This is a genomic window from Chroococcidiopsis sp. TS-821, assembly GCF_002939305.1.
Taxonomy (GTDB): domain Bacteria; phylum Cyanobacteriota; class Cyanobacteriia; order Cyanobacteriales; family Chroococcidiopsidaceae; genus Chroogloeocystis.
This window is the reverse complement of the sequence record NZ_MVDI01000007.1, coordinates 162,364-181,913: the sequence shown is the minus strand read 5'-3', so window position 1 is coordinate 181,913 and position 19,550 is coordinate 162,364. Positions and strand designations below refer to the sequence as shown.

17 protein-coding genes and 1 pseudogene are annotated in these 19,550 nt (G+C 45.0%); 13 read left to right on the top strand and 5 right to left on the bottom strand.

The annotated features are described in order from the left end of the window. The first annotated feature begins 542 nt into the window (after positions 1-542). The 4 genes from B1A85_RS17405 (at position 543) to B1A85_RS17390 (ending at position 5,400) form a co-directional block, all read left to right on the top strand. On the top strand, positions 543-1,334 hold the full coding sequence (locus B1A85_RS17405; protein WP_104548002.1) for an RNA methyltransferase: 792 nt from the start codon (positions 543-545) through the stop codon (positions 1,332-1,334). 298 nt (positions 1,335-1,632) lie between these two features. After that, positions 1,633-3,231 (top strand): iron ABC transporter permease, encoded by a 1,599-nt coding sequence (locus tag B1A85_RS17400; protein ID WP_210404542.1) that lies wholly within the window; start codon positions 1,633-1,635, stop codon positions 3,229-3,231. A 17-nt stretch (positions 3,232-3,248) separates the two neighbouring features. After that, entirely contained in the window at positions 3,249-4,331 is a 1,083-nt protein-coding gene (locus B1A85_RS17395; protein WP_104548001.1) for an ABC transporter ATP-binding protein, read from the top strand. Between the two features lie 385 nt (positions 4,332-4,716). Further along, the gene (locus B1A85_RS17390) at positions 4,717-5,400 is read left to right on the top strand and encodes a hypothetical protein (protein ID WP_104548000.1); all 684 of its coding nucleotides are present in this window, start codon (positions 4,717-4,719) and stop codon (positions 5,398-5,400) included. Positions 5,401-6,049: 649 nt separating this feature from the next. Here B1A85_RS17390 and B1A85_RS17385 read toward each other — a convergent pair. The 4 genes from B1A85_RS17385 to B1A85_RS17370 form a co-directional block, all read right to left on the bottom strand. Continuing rightward, positions 6,050-6,832 (bottom strand): ABC transporter ATP-binding protein, encoded by a 783-nt coding sequence (locus B1A85_RS17385; RefSeq protein WP_104547999.1) that lies wholly within the window; start codon positions 6,830-6,832, stop codon positions 6,050-6,052. 136 nt (positions 6,833-6,968) lie between these two features. Continuing rightward, positions 6,969-9,239, bottom strand: coding sequence for a caspase family protein (locus B1A85_RS17380; protein WP_104547998.1), 2,271 nt, complete (start codon positions 9,237-9,239; stop codon positions 6,969-6,971). A gap of 142 nt (positions 9,240-9,381) precedes the next feature. Next, entirely contained in the window at positions 9,382-10,560 is a 1,179-nt protein-coding gene (sat, locus tag B1A85_RS17375) for a sulfate adenylyltransferase (protein WP_104547997.1), read from the bottom strand. Positions 10,561-10,702: 142 nt separating this feature from the next. Continuing rightward, the gene (locus B1A85_RS17370) at positions 10,703-10,990 is read right to left on the bottom strand and encodes a hypothetical protein (protein WP_104547996.1); all 288 of its coding nucleotides are present in this window, start codon (positions 10,988-10,990) and stop codon (positions 10,703-10,705) included. 988 nt (positions 10,991-11,978) lie between these two features. On the opposite strand from B1A85_RS17370, the gene B1A85_RS24005 reads away from it, so the two are divergent. The 9 genes and pseudogenes from B1A85_RS24005 to B1A85_RS26265 form a co-directional block, all read left to right on the top strand. Further along, positions 11,979-12,116, top strand: a complete 138-nt coding sequence (locus B1A85_RS24005) for a hypothetical protein (RefSeq protein ID WP_168192425.1) — start codon at positions 11,979-11,981, stop codon at positions 12,114-12,116. Between the two features lie 647 nt (positions 12,117-12,763). Next, the gene (locus B1A85_RS17360; protein WP_210404541.1) at positions 12,764-13,033 is read left to right on the top strand and encodes a hypothetical protein; all 270 of its coding nucleotides are present in this window, start codon (positions 12,764-12,766) and stop codon (positions 13,031-13,033) included. 27 nt (positions 13,034-13,060) lie between these two features. Continuing rightward, complete coding sequence (locus tag B1A85_RS17355; RefSeq protein WP_168192424.1) at positions 13,061-13,399, top strand: magnesium transporter MgtE N-terminal domain-containing protein; 339 nt, start codon at positions 13,061-13,063, stop codon at positions 13,397-13,399. A 433-nt stretch (positions 13,400-13,832) separates the two neighbouring features. Then, positions 13,833-15,206, top strand: coding sequence for a magnesium transporter (gene mgtE / locus B1A85_RS17350; RefSeq protein WP_104547994.1), 1,374 nt, complete (start codon positions 13,833-13,835; stop codon positions 15,204-15,206). A 389-nt stretch (positions 15,207-15,595) separates the two neighbouring features. After that, on the top strand, positions 15,596-16,147 hold the full coding sequence (locus tag B1A85_RS17345; protein ID WP_104547993.1) for a hypothetical protein: 552 nt from the start codon (positions 15,596-15,598) through the stop codon (positions 16,145-16,147). Between the two features lie 68 nt (positions 16,148-16,215). After that, positions 16,216-16,608: a magnesium transporter MgtE N-terminal domain-containing protein gene (locus tag B1A85_RS17340; protein ID WP_104547992.1), complete on the top strand. Its 393-nt coding sequence runs from the start codon at positions 16,216-16,218 to the stop codon at positions 16,606-16,608. Positions 16,609-16,659: 51 nt separating this feature from the next. Continuing rightward, entirely contained in the window at positions 16,660-17,040 is a 381-nt protein-coding gene (locus B1A85_RS23670; RefSeq protein WP_146087194.1) for a hypothetical protein, read from the top strand. 10 nt (positions 17,041-17,050) lie between these two features. Next, the gene (locus tag B1A85_RS17335) at positions 17,051-17,614 is read left to right on the top strand and encodes a Crp/Fnr family transcriptional regulator (protein WP_104547991.1); all 564 of its coding nucleotides are present in this window, start codon (positions 17,051-17,053) and stop codon (positions 17,612-17,614) included. Between the two features lie 337 nt (positions 17,615-17,951). Then, positions 17,952-18,026 (top strand): annotated as a pseudogene (locus B1A85_RS26265) (UPF0016 domain-containing protein); the annotation flags it as partial. A 112-nt stretch (positions 18,027-18,138) separates the two neighbouring features. On the opposite strand, the gene B1A85_RS17330 reads toward B1A85_RS26265, so the two are convergent. Further along, complete coding sequence (locus B1A85_RS17330; RefSeq protein WP_104547990.1) at positions 18,139-19,515, bottom strand: DUF2252 domain-containing protein; 1,377 nt, start codon at positions 19,513-19,515, stop codon at positions 18,139-18,141. Between the last annotated feature and the right edge of the window lie 35 nt (positions 19,516-19,550).

Sequence of the window (19,550 nt, the reverse complement as noted above, 5' to 3'; positions counted from 1 at the left end):
GAATAGTCACTGTGTCCTGCTCCATATATTCCTGTACTTTTAACTGCAGATGCTTTAAGTCATCGGTAGGAGAACGCAACTCTACACTGAGTTTGAGCGAGTGCAAGGTTATCATGATGTGGCAGGTAGACTGCAAAGCGATGCGATCGCACTTCTTGTTTAACTGAGAGCTTGCATCATTCTCGGTTAACCCGACAGCCCGCCTAGGAATTAATTCCCACGCTCATAGCTCAACCCCACTCAAAGTGGACTACAAGGCTAATTCAGTCTGATAAATCAGACTTTAGCTGTTAGCCTGCACCTTATAGTGCAGGGTGGGAGAGTGGGAAATAGATGAAATTGGTGCAAGATATCAATGTATCCGATTACTTACCCAGTGCCGTTGCCTATCTGTGACGATAGGATGAAAGTAAAAGTCTCCATGGGGGATTAGGGAGTGCGATCGCGCTCGCGGTTTACAGAGCGCAGTATAAATTAGCTTGAAAAAGTACACTGTAGCTGATAACTTTAAATTCATTTAGCGATCGCCTGCTACAACGTGTATGCTCACTAGTTTGCAAAACCCGCTGGTCAAGCAACTACGGAAATTGCATTCCGCAAAAGAACGACGGGAGCAGGGCGTGTTCATAATCGAAGGAACGCACTTACTACAAGAAGCTTGTCGCGTAAAATACCCATTGGCAACCGTCTGCTGTACTCCACAGTGGCAAAGTCGCAATCAGCTGCTATGGCAACAAGCCTCTCAGCAAGCACAACGCGGGGAAATTGTCAGTGAAGAGGTTTTGCAAGCGATCGCCACAACAGTCAACCCTGATGGCGTTGTCGCAACCGCGCCCCGCTGTTTAGAACGCAGCCAAGTTCCATGCAATGGTTTAACCTTAGCTTTAGAAAACGTGCAAGATCCAGGCAATGTGGGGACAATTATTCGGACAGCTATGGCAGCTGGTGCGAGTGGATTGTGGTTGAGTGCCAATAGCGTTGATATTTACAACCCAAAAGTTTTAAGAGCCACAGCAGGACAGTGGTTTCGTTTGCCGATCGCTATCAGCCCCGATTTAAGGGCAACGGTGAGCAAATGTCAACAAGCAGGAATGCAAGTTATTGCCACACAGGCAGATGCGCCGTTAACTTACTGGGAAGTCGATTGGCAGCGTCCAAGTTTAATCTTACTGGGAAATGAAGGCGCGGGCTTATCCGCTGACTTAGTTGCCCAAAGCAACCTTCGCGTCAGAATTCCGCAAAATGCTGAAGTCGAATCATTAAATGTCGCGATCGCTGCTGCTTTGCTGTTGTACGAAGCGCAACGCCAAAAGCGGTTTTCCACGGCACAGTGAACTGGATTGCCTTACGTGTTTGCAACTTATTTGCAATATCTACTTCTTTAGTTGCTTTTTTTCGCACGCGCCCTTGGCAAGATAAGCATAATCATTTTCAATAAATGTATAGAAACAACAAGTTTTTTCCCGCCGTACTGTTGAGGTATTGTTTTATGATTCTAAAAAGTAGTGAGAAAATTTCTTATTTGACAGCGCAGTAAGTAGAAATTAATTCTCAAAATCAACTCTAACACAATAGCACAACTTCGCACCTATCAAAGCAAATTTGACAGTTTGATACATCAATCAATGATTTATGCAAATCTCTAGGAGCATCTCAGCACATAGACCACCATTATTTCTACTCATTACAGGTGCAATTACTGCCTTTGCGATCGCGGTTCCACTGACGTATTTGGTCATTCGGACAGCAGGTGTCGGAGGAGAAGAACTATCAAATTTGCTCTTGCGCCCGCGAACTGTAACTATCTTATTCAACAGCGCGGGAATGGCAGCCGCAGTTACGCTATTTTCTGCCTTAATTGCAATTCCACTTGCATTTTTAACCGTCAGGACAGATTTGCCTTGGCGGCGATTTTGGTTAATCGTAACAACTCTTCCTTTAGCCGTTCCTAGTTATGTAGGTAGCTTCGCCTTAATTGCGGCGTTTGGACCAAGAGGCAGTTTGTTACAAATATTACTAGAACCATTGGGAGTACAACAACTACCAAGCATTTATGGCTGGTTTGGCACGATTTTAGCCATCACTTTATTTACTTATCCGTATATTTTGTTGAGTGTTCGTGCTGGATTACACGGAATTGATCCCGCGATCGAAGAAGCTGCACGGAGCTTGGGATATAGTAGACGAGATACTTTTTTTCGCGTCATCTTGCCGCAGTTGCGTCCTTCGATTGTTGCTGGCTCGCTTTTAGTTGCATTGTATGCGCTACGCGATTTCGGCACGCCTTCACTAATGCGGTTTGATGCATTTACGCGCGCCATCTTTCTGCAATACAGATCGAGTTTTAACCGCAATTTAGCCGCTGCTTTAGCTTTAATTTTGGTTGCGTTGGTGTTAGGAATTTTGTGGTTGGAACACAAGGCGCGATCGCGAGCAAGGTATTACAGTCGCGGTACGTCCCGCCGTACCATACCAATAAAACTGGGATATTGGAAACTTCCAGCACTTTTATTTTGCGCAGCGATCGCGTCGCTTAGTTTAGCGTTACCAATAGGCGTAACTTTATTTTGGTTGATTCGCGGCTTAACAGTTGGTGCTGGAGATGCAGTTAACCTTGCGCAAGACATGGTACAACCTGCAATTAACTCAATTTGGGCATCAGCACTCGCGGCGATTGCGGCGACGGCTTGTGCTTTACCTGTAGCAATTTTAGCAGTACGCTTTCCCAGCCGAATAACTGCTATAATCGAGCGCTGTAGCTATATCGGCTTTGGCTTGCCAGGAATTGTTGTTGCCTTGTCACTCGTGTTTTTAGGTGCTAATTATCTGCCTTGGATTTATCAAACTTTACCAATCCTGGTTTTTGCCTACTTAGTCTTATTTTTACCGCAAGCAGTTGGTACAGTGCGGAGTTCGCTGCTTCAAGTCAATCCACAACTCGAAGAATCTGCTCAAGTTTTAGGCAGAACACCTTGGCAAACTTTGCAAGAAATTACCTTACCACTTGTCCGCCCAGGAATACTAAGTGGGGCAATATTGGTATTTTTAACCGCAATTAAAGAGCTACCTGCAACATTGTTACTCGCGCCCATTGGTTTTTCAACACTCGCCACCAGAATTTGGTCAGCAACAGAAAACGTTGCGTTTAGCGATGCCGCAGCAGCAGCGTTGACGATGTTGTTAGTTTCCTTCGGATCGACTTTATTTATGCTTTCTCAAGAGCAATCGTAGGAGGTTTGTTGCATTTTATGAAGCAGGAGCAAGTTATTCTTCGCATAGATGGCGTGACGAAACAATTCGATCAACCACCACCAGCGGTTGCAAATGTCAGCCTGAGTCTTGTGCAAGGCGATTTACTTGGTTTACTGGGTCCATCAGGTTGTGGCAAAACAACGCTGTTACGGTTAATCGCAGGGTTTGAACGTCCGCAATCAGGAAGAATCGAAATCGCAGGAAAGACTGTCGCCGGTGCGAACTGGATACCGCCAGAACAACGCTCGGTAGGCATGGTGTTTCAAGATTATGCCCTGTTTCCGCACTTAACTGTCGGTGAGAATGTTGCGTTTGGTTTGCGATATAGCAAAAAAAGCAGCGATCGCGTCGCGCAACTTATAGAACTTGTTGGCTTAGCTGGATTAGAAAAACGCTACCCGCACGAACTATCTGGCGGACAACAGCAACGTGTCGCTTTGGCACGCGCCTTAGCACCAGAACCTGCGCTAATTTTACTCGATGAACCGTTGAGTAACCTTGACGTGCAAGTCCGCTTGCGCCTGCGCGAGGAGTTACGCGAAATTCTCAAAGCGACAGGAATTTCCGGCGTTTTTGTGACGCACGACCAAGAAGAAGCCTTAGCGATCGCCGATCGAGTTGCTGTGATGCGTCAAGGAAAAATCGAACAACTCGGTACCCCTGAAGACGTTTATTCGCATCCACAAACCCGCTTTGTCGCAGAGTTTGTCACTCGCGCTAACTTTTTACCAGCCAAGCGTCGCGGACACCTGTGGGAAACAGAAATTGGCTGTTTTACTGTACGAAAAGAAATGGGACAAAGCGAAGTGGCAGACTTAATGATTCGCGAAGAGGATTTAATCTTACAGCCTGCGGATAGCGCTCCTATTATTATTCACACGCGTAGGTTTTTAGGACGCGAATACCGTTACTGCTTGCAAACTGCATCGGGTAAAAGATTACACGCGCGGACATCCGCCGAAGTTATCTTACCAGTAGGAACGCGAGTCGAGCTAGCCGTTGCTGAACAAGCAATTAGATTTTTTCCAGCTAATACAACGTCAGATAATTTAGTGATGAATTCGGTTGGTTCGCATTGATTTGGTAAAGCATAATTGCGTGTTTCAATGCATACTCGCCTTGTTGGGTATATCAAAGTTGGGTAATGGGTAAGCAATCGTTCCAATTGCCAACGATCAGTTACTGAGCAATCAACTTTATATTTACGCTTGTTTCCGCTTATCCTTTGGTGTTTGTAAGTGTCAAGCGTAATTACTAGGAAATTTATTAAATAGCAGGAATTGCTTGACGAAATATATCGCTAGATAGAAGAAAAAAGCATTACTGCAGACAGAGCCGAGTGCGCGATCGCAAAAGCTACTCTATAGATAACTCAGAGTTAAAGTAATAAAAAATACTTTTAACTTACGTAAATACCGCATAACAACTCATTTTTATCCCTGCGAGGAGAGTACTTTTAAAGCTATGTCTACTAACCCTAACGATTACAAAAGTTATCACCGCGATCGCCAAGAGACACGTACTGACGCGCATGGCAATACTCACACAACACGAACCCACGAAACTGTAAGCAACAATGCTAGTAGCAATGCAGATGCTTACTGCGAAGGATATGTTCAAGGTCAAATATCCGAAAACCTCTATCAAGAAGAAGCTTTAGCAGCAAGAGACAACGAAAACGCCTCGCGCGGTTTACTTCTGGGTATTCTCCTTGCTTCACTTGCAGCTTTAACCGCAGGCGGAATTTGGTTACTCAATCAACGCGAAGAACCTGTACCTACCAACACAAATATTGTCGTTCCCGCACCGACTCAACAACCGTCGCCCGCAGCAAGTCCCGCACCTGAAAACCAAACGACCATTATTGAACGAACAACTGAAGTTCCCGTTCCAGTTCCGGTTCCCCAGCAACAAGCCCCAGCCCCGCAAGCGCCAGATATTAATATTACTGTTCCTAGTCCGGCGGCTGCACCTGCACCAACAACACAACCAGAACCTGCACAGTCATCGCAGTCACAAGAAAGCAGTAATGCTCCAGCACAAGATGCACAAAGTAGTGGCGATACCGCTGCTGCACCGGAAAGTACGCCAGCAACAAGTGCAACCGAGGGTGGTTCTGGAGAGACTAGCAATACTAATGCTCAGTAAACCGCTTGCCAACAATGTTCGCGCTCGACACAGGGGCAATCGCCCAGGCTCGTTGAAGTTATTGCCGCTATTTTTGTAAACTAGTTTACACAACTATTACAAAAAATGAATGTCGATAAATTTTACTCAATCGGAGGCTTTTTTCTAAAAAAGGAGTGCTAGTTTATAAATCAAGGCACTAATAGAGATGAACAGAAACAACTAACTGGAATTAGTACCTGTGCCTCCTGTACTAATTACACTGCAATACACCTCAACTTTCGTTACATTCATCTGGTTTTAGTTTCACCCTTGTATTCAGTTTTTATTGTTGTTTATCGTTAGCTTTGGAGGTTTTTGAACGTACAGCTGAAACAACTATTTGGATATGTTTGGATGTGCGAAGTTTAATGAGGCTAATTGCAGATAATGTCCGCAGTAGTAAAGAAAATTAGTTGACTTTATTTCTACATTCGCAAACTCTCAAGACAATAAAACTTCCAATACCCGCTGTAAGTTACTCACTCATTCCGGTGACTTAGCGGGTTAACTTTATGCAAATTACATTAGGCTTTAGAGCTAGATTTGATATCAGAATTATAGCCATAGTTAATAGAGTGATACCAAATCCTCTACTTTCTTACTCCCCTGCGATATGAGTCAGTTCACATTAGCCAATAACTTGAATAGGACCGTCAACATTACCACTAAAAAACTGTTGAATGAGGGGATTATCAGAAGCATCAATATCGTTAACAGAACCTTCCCACTGAACTTTTCCTTGGTAGAGAAAGACAATGCGATCGGCGGTACGGCGGATAGTACTATCCTGATGCGTGACGATCGCATAGGTGTTACACACACCAGTTGTACACTGTAGTTGTCGAATTAAATCTTCAATAACTGTAGATGCAATTGGATCGAGACCAGCAGTAGGTTCATCGTAAAGTAAAACGGCTGGAGAGTCCTCAATATTATCAGGATTAGACATAATTGCACGAGCAAAACTGACACGCTTGCGCATTCCGCCGGAAAGTTCACTAGGATAGCGATCGCCAACACCACTTAAGCCAACCATCTCTAATTTTTGATTGACTAGCTCCCGAATCCGCGATCGCGATAGCCGCGAATGTTGATAAAGTAAAAAGCCAACATTTTCTTCGACAGTCAATGAATCAAATAACGCTGCCTGCTGAAATACCATCCCAATACTAATAGGATCGGCAGCATCTTCGATGAGTCCTTTACGCTGGTGTCCTTGAATATAAATTTCTCCTGCATCTGGTGCTAACAATCCAGCAATAATGCGTAATATGGTAGACTTACCTGTACCCGAAGGACCAATAATCGCCAAGGCTTCTCCTTGATAAAGTGTTAGATCGGCTTTGTCTAAAACGACATTGTTGCCGAATGCTTTACTCACACCTTTAAGTTCAATAATTGGCTCAGCCATTCTTGCGAGGTCGGGGGTCAGGGGTCAGGAGAGTTTTGTAGTTATGAGATCGTATAGTGTCTCCGGGAGGCTGTGCTCTCCAAAACTCTTGAAAATGAGAATTCAAAACTAATCTCTCACCACTCACCCCTCAATTTTAAGTTACCTGATAAATGAAGTTGAAGCTTGCCCAGGCATTGACGTCTAGAGCGTAGGTATCAGGGGCGGCTCCAATTGTTTCTAGAGCGATCGCGCTCGCGGTTTGTAAGTCGCGTAGTAGGGCTTGGGTAACTTCTAATGGATTTGACAAGATACTAATGTACTCTTCGCCACGCAAGTCTTCGCGCACAGCATCCAAAGCCGCAAGGGTTTGCGTAAATGGACCTCTACTCAAAATTAGCTGCGTTTCGCAAACCGCAGGTGGTCCGTGCAGTATCCACTCAAAATCGATCTCGGTTCGAGGTACACTTAAAGTTGACTCTGGTGCGATCGCCAACTCTTGTGTCGATGCGGTATCGCTAGTACCAGAAGCAGCCAGGGCTTTTCCTGGATAAAGGACAATCGGATTTTTACTGCTATCTAGACCTAGCAGTAATAAGTAGACGGGGCGATCGCTATGATTGATTATTTTATACTTAATGCGGCTGCCGATTGGTAATGATGGAATACCTAAAGTAGAAGAAACAGCAGTTGGTGTCGTCTTTTCGACTTGGCGATCTGTCTGAAAGTGCTGTGTTTCGCGCTCAATAATGACTTGTTTTTGCGCGCTGACAACTTCAAGAGTTGCTTTAATATCTAAGTCAGAGCTTTCATTGCTCGTTAGCCGCCACAACTTTGCTGCTAAAAGTGTTTGTAATTTCGGAATTAACCGCTGTACGGCGACTTTAACAGCCTCTCCAGCATCACCCGCAGTATTCGGAATTAATTCGCGGGCTAATGTAAATAATCCGTAACGGCTAGCAGTTGTTGATTGGGTATCATCTTGAATTCGCCCAAATAAGCAATCTGCGAGTTGTTCTCCTGAAGTAACTAACGTTACAAAAGAAACGGTAGCAAACGCGCTGGTAGCATCGACACGCTCAATGCGTTCGAGTCCAGGATCTAAGGCAACGTTGAGATTGATATTACGCGGGATAATGCGGATCGCTTCTTGAACTAATTGACCTGGTTGTATCGCGTTGGTATTTTCGTTGTCTGCAATCAGTAAGGCTTTTGCGGTTAACCCTGTACGCGATCGCATTTGGAGTTGCGCAGAAGAAGTAGTAGCCTCACTGCTAGACGGTGACACAACTTTAAATCGCGAGTTGACGCCGTAGTACTGCAAAAGCGTTGGCTGCAATCCTGCTAACCATAACTGTGCGGCTTTGCCGTTATCTTCTACCGCGATCGCGACACCATCAGCGCTAACATTAATATCAGGCATAAAGTGAAGTGCGACATCAGCCTGTTGTTGACTTTTTTGCCCGCACAGTTGTGGCTGCTGTTTACCAACAACTTGTTCAACAACACTACTTGCTTTACTTAAGCTCACGTGAATTGTTGTGGCTGGAGTCGCTTCCCACAGCGATTGAGTTAAGGCATAGGTAAATAACCCTGCACTAAAACCACTCCACTGTGTCTCGGCTGCAGGTTGATCTGTTTGCGATGCGGTGATGAATAATCCTGGTAAATTGAGTGCGGCATGGGGTGGTACGAGCAACCGATAAGGTGCGATTCTATTGATAAGCTGTTGCTGAAGTTCTAGTTCGAGAGGATGAATTTGTGCTGATGCGATTTGTGGTAATGAACGAATGCGCAAGTTACCTGGTAATAGTGCTGTAGGGGGCGTATAAAAGCTTGTATCGAGAATTGTTGTCACATTTTCTGTTTGTAGCGATCGCAACATTAACCACAGCGTTTCTTCTAGCACGTCATTAACGAGCGATTCTGCTGAGGACGCGATCGGACTGTCCACAGGCACTAAGCTACTGATTGTGGAGTCTAAAGTTTTAGGTGCTAGCCGTTGGTCGCTATTTTCTTGTTGATTTTGCTCGTCTGAGTGTTTCTCATCTAACTGAATGCGACGTCCGTAACCGCTGTAGTGAAATACAACAATGTCGCCTGGTTGTGCTTGTTCAACTAGATGCTGCATAAATGCAGCTTCAATCTGCTGTCGAGTTGCTTGTTGATTGCGCAAGACAACAATATCTGCTGGTTGAAAGCCGAAGCGGTGAATAAGAAGTTCGCTTTGAAGTTCAACGTCAGTCGTACAACCGTTAAGCGGTGTAGCTGAGTATTCATTAATACCAATCAATAGTGCTAATTTTCGCGAGGTAGATTGTGCCAAAGCTGAGCCGTAGCGATCGCTCAACCTTAACACATCCAACTCACTGATTCCTAACGCGGTAACGATGCCGCCAACTGCTTTAAAAAAATCCCGCCGCTTCATATTTTAGCTATTAGCCATCAGCTTTTAGCCTAACAGAGACTAGGAGCAAGGGGTGAGGGGTTAGTAATTAGTGGCTAGTAGAACAGTTGTGAGTTGTGAATTGTTCATTCTCCCCTGCACCTCTGCATTCCCTGCAGTTTTGCTACTTCGCTTCTACAGGTATACGCATTGCCTTTGCCAACTCGGCGGCGACTTCAGGACGCGAGAACTCTGGCGGTGGCAATTCTCCACGACGCAGCATTTCTCGCACTTTAGTTCCCGAAAGGTGAACGCGCTCTTCCGGTGTACTCGGACTCGTTTTTGTTGTTGCCATTTGCTGCGTGCGCTTGCAGTAGAACGCGTGTTCGAACATCATCGGCGTGATGCCCAATTCTGCTGGCTCAAACTCGTCAAAGATGTACTGTGCGTCATAAGTACCGTAGTAATCGCCTACACCTGCATGATCGCGACCGACAATAAAGTGAGTACAACCGTAGTTTTTGCGAACTAGTGCATGGAAAATTGCTTCGCGGGGTCCCGCATACCGCATTGCTGCGGGGTTAATTGCTAAAATAACGCGGTCTTGTGGATAGTAATGCTCAAGTAAAATTTCGTAGCAGCGCATCCGCACATCGGCTGGAATATCATCTTCTTTGGTTGCGCCGACTAAAGGATGCAAAAATAATCCATCGACGGTTTCTAACGCACACTTTTGAATGTATTCGTGCGCGCGGTGGATGGGGTTACGAGTTTGAAAGCCGACAACAGTTCTCCAGCCTTTTTCTTTGAACATTTGTCGCGATTGTGCTGGATCGATTTGGTACTTAGGAAATAAAGGATGAGGTTGACGCTCTAATAACCAAACTGGACCTGCAAGATTTACCGATCCTTGATCGTAGACAACTTTAACACCAGGGTGCTTGATGTCATCCGTACGATAAACGTTAACGGCTTCTTTCGCTTTGTCGTAGTGATATTTTTGCGTGAGTTGCAAGACACCAATAAATTGACCGCGAGGATCGTCCAGGCGGATTAAGCTACCTTCTTTGAGCGGTTCGGCGATCGCTTCATCCACTGAGAGTGTAATTGGAATTGACCAGGGTAAACCATTTGCTAGCCGCATTTCTGCAACTACCCGTTCGTAGTCTTCGCGTTCCATGAATCCACTAAGCGGACTGAAGCCACCAATTGCGATCATTTCTAAGTCAGAAACGGCTCGCTCATCAAGTTGAACGCGCGGTAAAGAATCCGCTTTGTCTAAAAATTCTTGCTTTTGTTCCGGTGTGGCGACACGATTGATCAATTGCATTCCGTGGGGAGCAATGCCGTCTCGATAACTCATCTTTTTAGATTTTATTTAGATTTGCGCTGCAAGCATATAGTAGCAAGATGTCGCCCAATAGAGAAGCGATTCAAGTAACAAACCGATGATTGTCTTTTTTATCGCGTAGCGATCGCACTACTGTAATGAATCCAGTTATCTTCTAACATGCAATTCGTCTCATTTTGAGATCTAGGTATGCAGTCACTGTCGTCAAGCCTAACGGCAAAAGTGCTAGCGTTGCAACAAAACGATGCAAACAAGAAACATACAAATCTTGGCACGAACAAGTATCGCGATTGTTGTTGGGAGTCATTGTCTTTGCTCTACCACTGCGATCCAAGATGACAGCGTATTCTTTTACGGCTTGATGATAACTATAGAAGAACTTATTAACTTCTAGCGAGTATCCATTGTGCTGTTGCGTTTTTAACTTTACAACCTGCCCCATTCGGTCACTGCGACACTTTTGATTGTGCTAATTGTACTGTAGGCGAGCAACTAACCCAATACACGACATGCGGCGTGCGCGATGCATTTCTCGTCACATTCCGACTCGTTCTACTTTTGTGAGACCTCGCGCTAGCAAGGTGGTTAATTCGGTGCATTGCAGTGCAGGTGTTGCGATCCTGCCTGTATCTTCGATAAAATGCATCTAAAATACAAAATTCGCGTTTACTAGGATATTTGGGGTTGAGTCGAAGGCATCTAGCATAAACGCGCTTTTGACTTTTTTGTCTTAGTTATTTCATGCGGTTAACCGGAATATTACAAGCATTTATGGCAAGAATAAGGTGGAGATCCAAACACGTATTTTAAGTCAAACTACAGTGACAAAGTAGCGAAAAAGCGGTTGGGGTAAAATTACCGATTGAACTTGATGCTTATGTGCGATCGCGAAAATCGCCGTCCGACTGGTTACGCGAAGCGGCGATCGAAAAATATCAACGCGAACAGCTATACAGAGAACAAGCTCATTGAACTAAAAAGATTGTGGGGTTATCAATTGAATTAAACTGCTCAATCAAATGGTCTCGCCACTACTATCAAGAACAGGTCAGCGTCTAGGTTTAGGAATAAGTTGATATAGTTTTCTTCTTTACATCCTTACTTATATAAAACAACCTATTTTGTCTCGATAAAGCCAATAGCCAATCGCTTAGGAAAATTTTATGAAAAGCTAGACATTCTTCTTTGGCATATATTTTTTATTTATACATGAGCTGGCACTTAATAGGTGGTTGTAGCTTATTGAGGTGATTCACTCAGCGTCAATATTGTATATATCATCTGCTCAATATCTCTTTTTTAACCCAATCTTAACTCTCAATAGATTGACAAGGAACCTTTGTCAGGATTATAGTAGCAAATGGCAGTTAGAAATTCATTTCTAACCGCTCGCTCACTATTTTTTCACTTTTTTATAAGGAGAAACCCAAATGGAGGCTTCTGGTAGTAGTAGCTATCTAGCTGCCACTGAAGAAACCATCGTATTAGACGAAGACCCTGAACCGCATTTAAGTTGGGGTCAGCGAGCGACCGCCTTGATGAATTTGCCAGTGTTGGTTCTAGCATAGAGCCACTAGATTCATCTCTGGTCGTTGGCTGGCACAGCGACTGTGAAGATAAGGAGATGAATCATGCGAGGATTTCCATAGCAATGATTATTTGTGCTACTTGGTTTTTTGGTGGACTGACCAAAAGTTAAAGAGTTGAATGCTGAAGTGCTGGCAAATTTTTAGCCATCAGAGTTTTGCATGGAGATGAATCAGGGATAGAATCATTGCATTCCTTGATTCTCTTGGATTTTTGGTGAAAATTGCAATTCAAGCTTCTAGCTTGCGCAGATAATACTTGCGTTGCGATACGCTGACAACCAACATTCAAAACTCTAATGAAATCGGTTGAAATTGCACCAGTAAATAACAATAACAATTCCTATTGAATCTGAATTTGAGTAGTTCATAAATAGGCTATCTTTCTGTGACTTCAATCTAGGAATTGAGCATACATTTACGCAGATTTATTTTCCATTGGCTTTGACTATTCAGTAGTTCATCAATGGATGAATGTCCTATGTTTTTAACTTAGAAAATTAGCACCATTTGTTCTAATGGCTGTTTGTTACCTTGTCAAATTGCACTACACCATTAGTTGCAGTGGAATGTCAACCGAACAGGCTATAGAACTCAACTAGCTCGTTGCAGCAAATTAGGAGGTAGCTATGAATAAGCTTGATTTCTTCTATCCCCGCTCTCGTTATCGGGGAGAATTCATTCCAGAACATATCGCGTTTAATCTTCACTTCCAATATTTTGCTCACCAAGTGTCACTACTGTGCGGTCTACAGACGAATGGTAAGGTTTCACCAATTGAGGCATATCACAGATTAGTAGATCTTTGGCAACAGTTTGAGGAATATACCGCACTAAATCTTAGTGATTTGAATAGTCATGAAGCAACGCTCGATCAAATTGAGATTGAAGAAGTTTAGATGCATCTACACCAAGGAGATACAGCCATGACTCGACAAAATTTGCTGCGAGATATTTTGCAGCAGCCGACGCTAGAAGCAATGAAGCAAGCGGTCAATCAACTAAACGTGGGTGAGTTAGTCAATTTGCTTCCCACGGTCGCACTTAACAAACGAGTCTTGCTTTTTTTGCTGCTGGAGGAACCAACTGCACTGAATGTCTTTAGAGGTCTTCGCTTCGAGGAGCAACTCATTTTGCTGTATGCCATGGAAACTTCAGAGCAAAATTGGCTTTTAAATCTGTTAGAGCCAGATGAGCAGGCAGTACTGCTAACCATTTTACGCCGAGGACAATTCCGCCTTAGCTATGCAACCGCTAGGACTTAAGGATGATTCTGTTCTGACATTTGAGGTGATGGCACTGGTAAGCAGAGTGAATCATGCGCTGACAAGTAAAACAACTCTACACCAAGAGGTTTAACGCCTATGAGCACTGACATGATTTTCTTAGTCATTGCAGCTTGCCTGACTTTGGCTATTATTCTTGGCATCATGTTGGTTCCGAGCAGTGTGGTTAAGTCCAAAGTAATAGGTTTTTTAGGCGATCTGTAAGACGCTTACGCGCAGATTCAACAATGGGAACAGCTAAGTAAATGGGTGAAAATCAACGTAACTTAATGGCTGGCAGTTAGTTAGCGCAGAAAGCATATCCATTCTCCAAGTACTCATTACCCGACATAAAAAAGTGTTTCTTCTGATTTTGCCCATCTACTTATCGCGTTCTCACGCGTAACTGAACATTCAATAATAGGAGAATAATATGCAACGCAACGCACTAAATGACTTACTGCGACCCAAGGCACTTGGAGCCGCAAAACGAACGGCAAATCAGCTGAGCGTGACTGAATTGGTGCGATCGCTCCTCGAAATTGAACCAAAAAAGCGGGTGCTGGCGTTTCGATTATTAGAGAAGGATAAGGCGATCGCTGTGTTTGAATTTCTCCATCCTGATGCACAGGCAGATCTGATTCGAGCTATGGAAGACCCCGAAATAGTACCGCTCTTGGAAGCGCTCGATCCAGAGCAGCGGGTGCGGCTGTTTGAAGAACTGCCTGCCAAAGTCACCAAACGACTGTTAAGCCAACTTAGTCCTGAATCGCGTGCAGCTGTTGACTTGCTGCTAGGCTATCCCGAAGGCAGTGTGGGGCGGCGGATGAGCCTGCGCTACCTGGCAGTACGAGAAACAACCACAGCAGGGGAGGTGCTCGCTTTGGTGCGGGAATCAAACTTGCGGGATGATGAACTGGATATGGTCTTTGTAATTGATAAACAGCGATTCTATCGCGGCTTTATTCGCACAGTGTGCTTGATTAAAGCCAATCCTGAAATGCCGATTGAGCGGTTAATCGACGGGAAAGACATTGCCATCAGCGTTACTGCTCCTGAAATGCAAGCTGCCCGTTTGCTTAAAGATTATAATCTGCCTGCCATTCCTGTACTTGATAGCGAAGGACGGTTGGTGGGAGATATTACCTTTGATGACGTGATTGACCTGATTGAAGAAGAAGCCTCCGCTACTGCCCTTGCTCAAGCTGGGGTCGGTAATCTACTAGGTCGCGATCGAGCTTGGAGCGAAAAACTGGTTCGGGGTCCCATTCGCTATGCTGTTCAGCTGCGGATTGTCTGTTTAATTATTACCCTAATTGGCGGCATGATTGTGGGGGGTGTGATTCAAAACTTTGAGGAAGTTTTGGAAGCAGTTGTTGTCGTTGCCATTTTTATTCCGGTAGTCATGGATATGGGTGGAAATGTGGGCACTCAATCAACGACTGTTTTTGCTCGTGGACTGGCATGGCAGCATATTGACATCCGGCATTACGGCGGCTACTTATTCCGAGAATTCCGCATTGGTGTAATCATGGGTGCAATCTTGGGTGTTGCAGGTGGTTTAATTGCCTACGTGTGGCAGGGAGCCCCCAACGGAGTACCCCAACTCGGCTTGGCTGTCGGGCTTTCCCTGTTTGCAGTTATCAGCCTGGCAGCGGTCTTAGGGGCACTGCTACCCTGGCTTTTGTTGAAAGTGGGGTTCGATCATGGTCCAGCTGCCGATCCCTTTATTACAACGATTAAAGACTTCACTGGGCTGTTGCTCTATTTCTATTTAGTATCCTTGCTGCTTGACATTCAAACCTGAGGTATTTTTATGCCTATTTCACCTTCGTGAATTCAGATTAACTTACTCATTCAGAAAGCAGCCCATGCCAACGAAATATTTTCAATGACTTACTATACCAACCCAAATCCCTAGCAACTACAAAGACTTCGTTGGGCTGTTTCTCTACTTCTATCTTATGAGCTTGCTATTGGGTGTGTGATACCAGTTCGTTAAAAAAGAGCTACAAATAATTTCTCCTGTGCCCCTCTGCTTCCTATTTGTATCAACTTTAAAGTGAAACGGTATGAACCCTGGTGGTAATACACTCATCGAAACTCAGTCTATGTAGTAGAGAGCATCCTGAAGAGATTGTCTACTCTATCCTGCTCCTCCTGATGGGTAAAGAAAAAAGACAGGAGATATGAACAATGGTGTTTAGACCTAACAATCAGAGAAATCTTTGGAAATTGGGCGCTGCAATTGGCATTGGTAGCGCGATCGCCGCTGTAATCATCTCAACCTCCAAAATTGCACAAAATAAAGCAGAATGGTACGACTGGCTGATTGTCAATAGCTGCGTTCTTGTTTCTTGCCTTGCAGGTAAGGCTATTCTAGTTGCCAGGTACGTCACGCCAACCGAGGAATGTGGGATAGATGAATGGAGAATCCATCACTCAGAGTTAGAGAGCTACATAAGTTGGCGGGGCTATATAATGTATCAAAGTTTTGCATGGTATCGGGTGGGAGATATCCATCTGACATCATTCCACCATCAGAACTCGCTGTCTGCTGAGCATAATAAGTGTGAGGCGCTTTCCACCATCACTATTCCACCGCAAGCCTGCATCGACTTGGCAATTTTGGATACGCAATGGGCTGAATTATGCGCTCGACAGGCAGAGTTGCAGTATGTCAAGCTGCTCAAGCACGGCATTCCACCTCAAGATGCTTTTATCCGCGCGCTAGATCGTTCAGTTTGATGGGCAAATGACCGTCAATGGCTTTAACAAGATCGAGCAGCATTGTTCAGCAACAAAAGAGGTGAATCATGTCTCAAATGCCGTTTCAAGCTTTTACACAACAGCTTGCTAGTTACCTCAGTGTGTCTGCAACAGCACGGACATTGACCGAAGACCTAAAGCAGCGCATATTGGCACTTCAGATTTTAGGAGAAGGTTTGGCAGCAATCGTTCTCGATGATTTACCACCAAAGGAACAGGCTGAGATACTCCAAGCGATGGAAGCATCAGAGTTAATTGGGGTGCTAGAAGCAATGGAACCCGAAAGGCGATATCGTCTGTTAGCTGGCTTGCCTACTGAGGTGATAGAACAATTGATGGCAAATCTGAGGGCAGAATTTCAGATAACTCTCCACTGGCTGTTTGGTAATTTGATGACTCAACCTGCTGCAATGGTTGATAAGAATGACTGTGGCGATTAGACAGGTAGACTTGCCTTATTTTTGTACGGCTCTGCCTGCGGGAGGTGAAGCTTGAGCAAACGAACTCTAAAATCGCGCTTGATTGCAGTATTTCAGCGTTCTTATCGCCGCAGTTGGATGTCATCCCGAATTTACTGGACATTAGCTAAACGCGAATCCCGCGAACTGCATCGGGAAATTTTCCAGCAGTTAGCGCTGAAGGCTGAACGATCGGCAGTTCGTTATGCGATTCGGCTATCTCGTATAGGAGGAAGCCTGCCATCGAACCAATATTCGCTTAGAGATCGTCTCTGGTGCTGGTTATTGTCACACTGCCCTTTGCGCTGGGCACTTGCTTGGCTAAGGTGGCTAGAGAAACGCAGTATCAAGGATTTACACGCCTTTCTGGTGTTAAAATGGCGCACTCTCTCCAGATCTACCGATCGCTTATAGTAAAAAACTCATGATTAATACTAGCCTCATGCTGTCTCAATACGATTATTCAGCGATCCAAACGTTTAAACGGCGAGAGTTTTTGCCACTTAGCAAAACTACACTCTGGCGAATTGAAACCGGAGCCGTTCGCATATTGACTTTTACTGAAAATGGAGTAGCGATCCCCCTGGGTTTATGGGGTACAGGAGATATTGTTGGTCAGCCCCTTGTTCGTATTTATCCTTGCCAAATTGAGTGTTTAGTAGATGTAAAGGCGCATACTCTAGATTTTGGACAGTTTGAAAGTCTCAATCAGGTGATGCTGTCTCACATTTATCAAATGCAAGAGCTACTTCAGATGCGCAGTGGACAAGTTCCACAACGTCTATGGCAATTCTTGAAATGGCTAGCTCATAAGTTTGGCAGCGAAACGAAGCAGGGTATTCTGGTCGAGATCCGTCTGACGCACCAAGACATGGCAGATGCGATCGGCACCACAAGAGTAAGCGTGACACGCTTACTACAGCAGTTTGAGCAAGAAGGTGCAATCAGCCGATTAGGTAAGCGCGGTTTTTTGTGGCATTGCTCGTAAGACCCAAGTAGCAGATTCGCAGACGATTGCGCCTCACTGACAACCAACACGGGGGCGATCGCCTACATCAATTCATGAATATGTTCAACCGAATGACCGAGCGCAGACTTCGTCCCACTCGCTGCTGGTTACTCAAGTAATCAGTCACCCAAATCAACACACTGGCAATTTGCCTGGTTTGGGTAGCAAGTTCTGTAATATGTTTAAGCTGAACTAAACACTTAAGCTTGAGAGGCGAGACCTTCACTAAGTTCACATCTGCTGTGGCTTGGTGAAATGTTGTTATGCTCATCAGGCTCACTCAGATGTATTGTTGTAAATTCTGAGGAGGCTGAGAGTGTTAACAGCATTTACCGCAGGTTTGTTACTAATTACCGTTTCCGAATTAGGTGACAAAACCTTCTTTGTATCTGAACGGTTGCTGAGTGCGATCGGTGGGTTGCTGTTTTTAGTCTTTGCAGTTGTCGCAATTTGGGAGGGTGCTTAATTATCCTAAACTGCTTTGAGCAACAACTGAAGTAACTCTAACCTGCTTTTGCTTCTATTCGCCCCGATCGCACAGCTTCTACCAATGCTTGATAATCTTGCTCAACTTGATATGCATAAGTTACAGCAAAATCCGTCACAGCTCGATCGAAAGCATCACTTTTACCCAAATAGCTACTAATTAAAACCGAGTCGCCTGTACGGGCATGGGCACGGGCTAAAGCCGCCCCGCAAATCTCGGCGTAATCTTCTAATCTACGAGCAGACATACCTTTCAATTTGATAGAAGTCTTCATATCTTTCAGTTGACGAAAATAGAAGTCCTGCCCCTGCGAATTGCTAGTCCATCCCAAAAAGATATCACTAGCTGCCTGCATCAACCGCTGTCCACTCACAATTCGTTGTCCTTCGTGGGGGTACAAACTCTTGCCTGCATAAGGTTCTAGTACCGAGGGTCTCGCTTCTTTGTATTGCAACAATAGGGGATCGTCATTGTCATCGAGCAGTAATGCGACACCGCAATGAGTACCTACACTACCCACGCCAACGACTTTGAGCGCGACATCTACAAGACGATAGCGATCGAGTAAAAACTGACGATCGACCTGGAGGGTATCTCGATATTCCTCAAACAACGCCTGGATTTCCTCAAAATATTCCTTCTGGTTGGGTAGATGATAAAGTAACGGTGGATTGTCAATTAAGCGACGCTGCCCATCGACAAGTTCCGTCAACTGCGACACTGCTCGATCTAACGTTCGGTTAAAGGCTTTAGTTGCCATTTGTGCCCATTGCTGGCGGGTATCTTCATCAGGAGCGTGTTCGATCAGTAAGTGAGCATCGAGTCGTGCATACCAAACTTCCAAGGTTCGCATTTCGCTGTAGCGGGCGATCGCCAATCGGTACGCCTGGGCAGCTGCTTGTGCTGCGTCTAAACTATCACGCTCCGATAAGCAGAGATCTCGTCCAGCGATCGCAATACTTGTGACTAGGCGCTTTACATCCCATTCCCAGGGAGCAACCAGCGTTTCATCAAAGTCATTCAGGTCAAAAATGAGATTCCGTTCTGGAGTGGCAAAGCCGCCAAAGTTGAGCAAATGGCAATCCCCACAAGCTTGCACCATAATACCCGTAGTCGGAGTCGTCGCCAAATCTGCTGCCATGACGATCGCACTACCACGCAAAAAGGTAAAGGGAGACTGCATCATCCGCCAGTGGCGAATTGGAACAAGTTCAGGAATGCGGCGCTGATTAGATTGTTCGATTAAGTCAATGGGATCGGGGCGATCGCGCGTTGGTTGCCACCAGCTATGGAGCGATCGCGCTACCTGTTGTCGCAGTTGTTTACCTGCCAAGCGACGTTCCTGGCGACACAATATAGCAGGAGGTGTAGGTTCAGATGCAGGCAATGGCATAACTCAAATTTTGTAAAATATTGGTTCACCAGTTT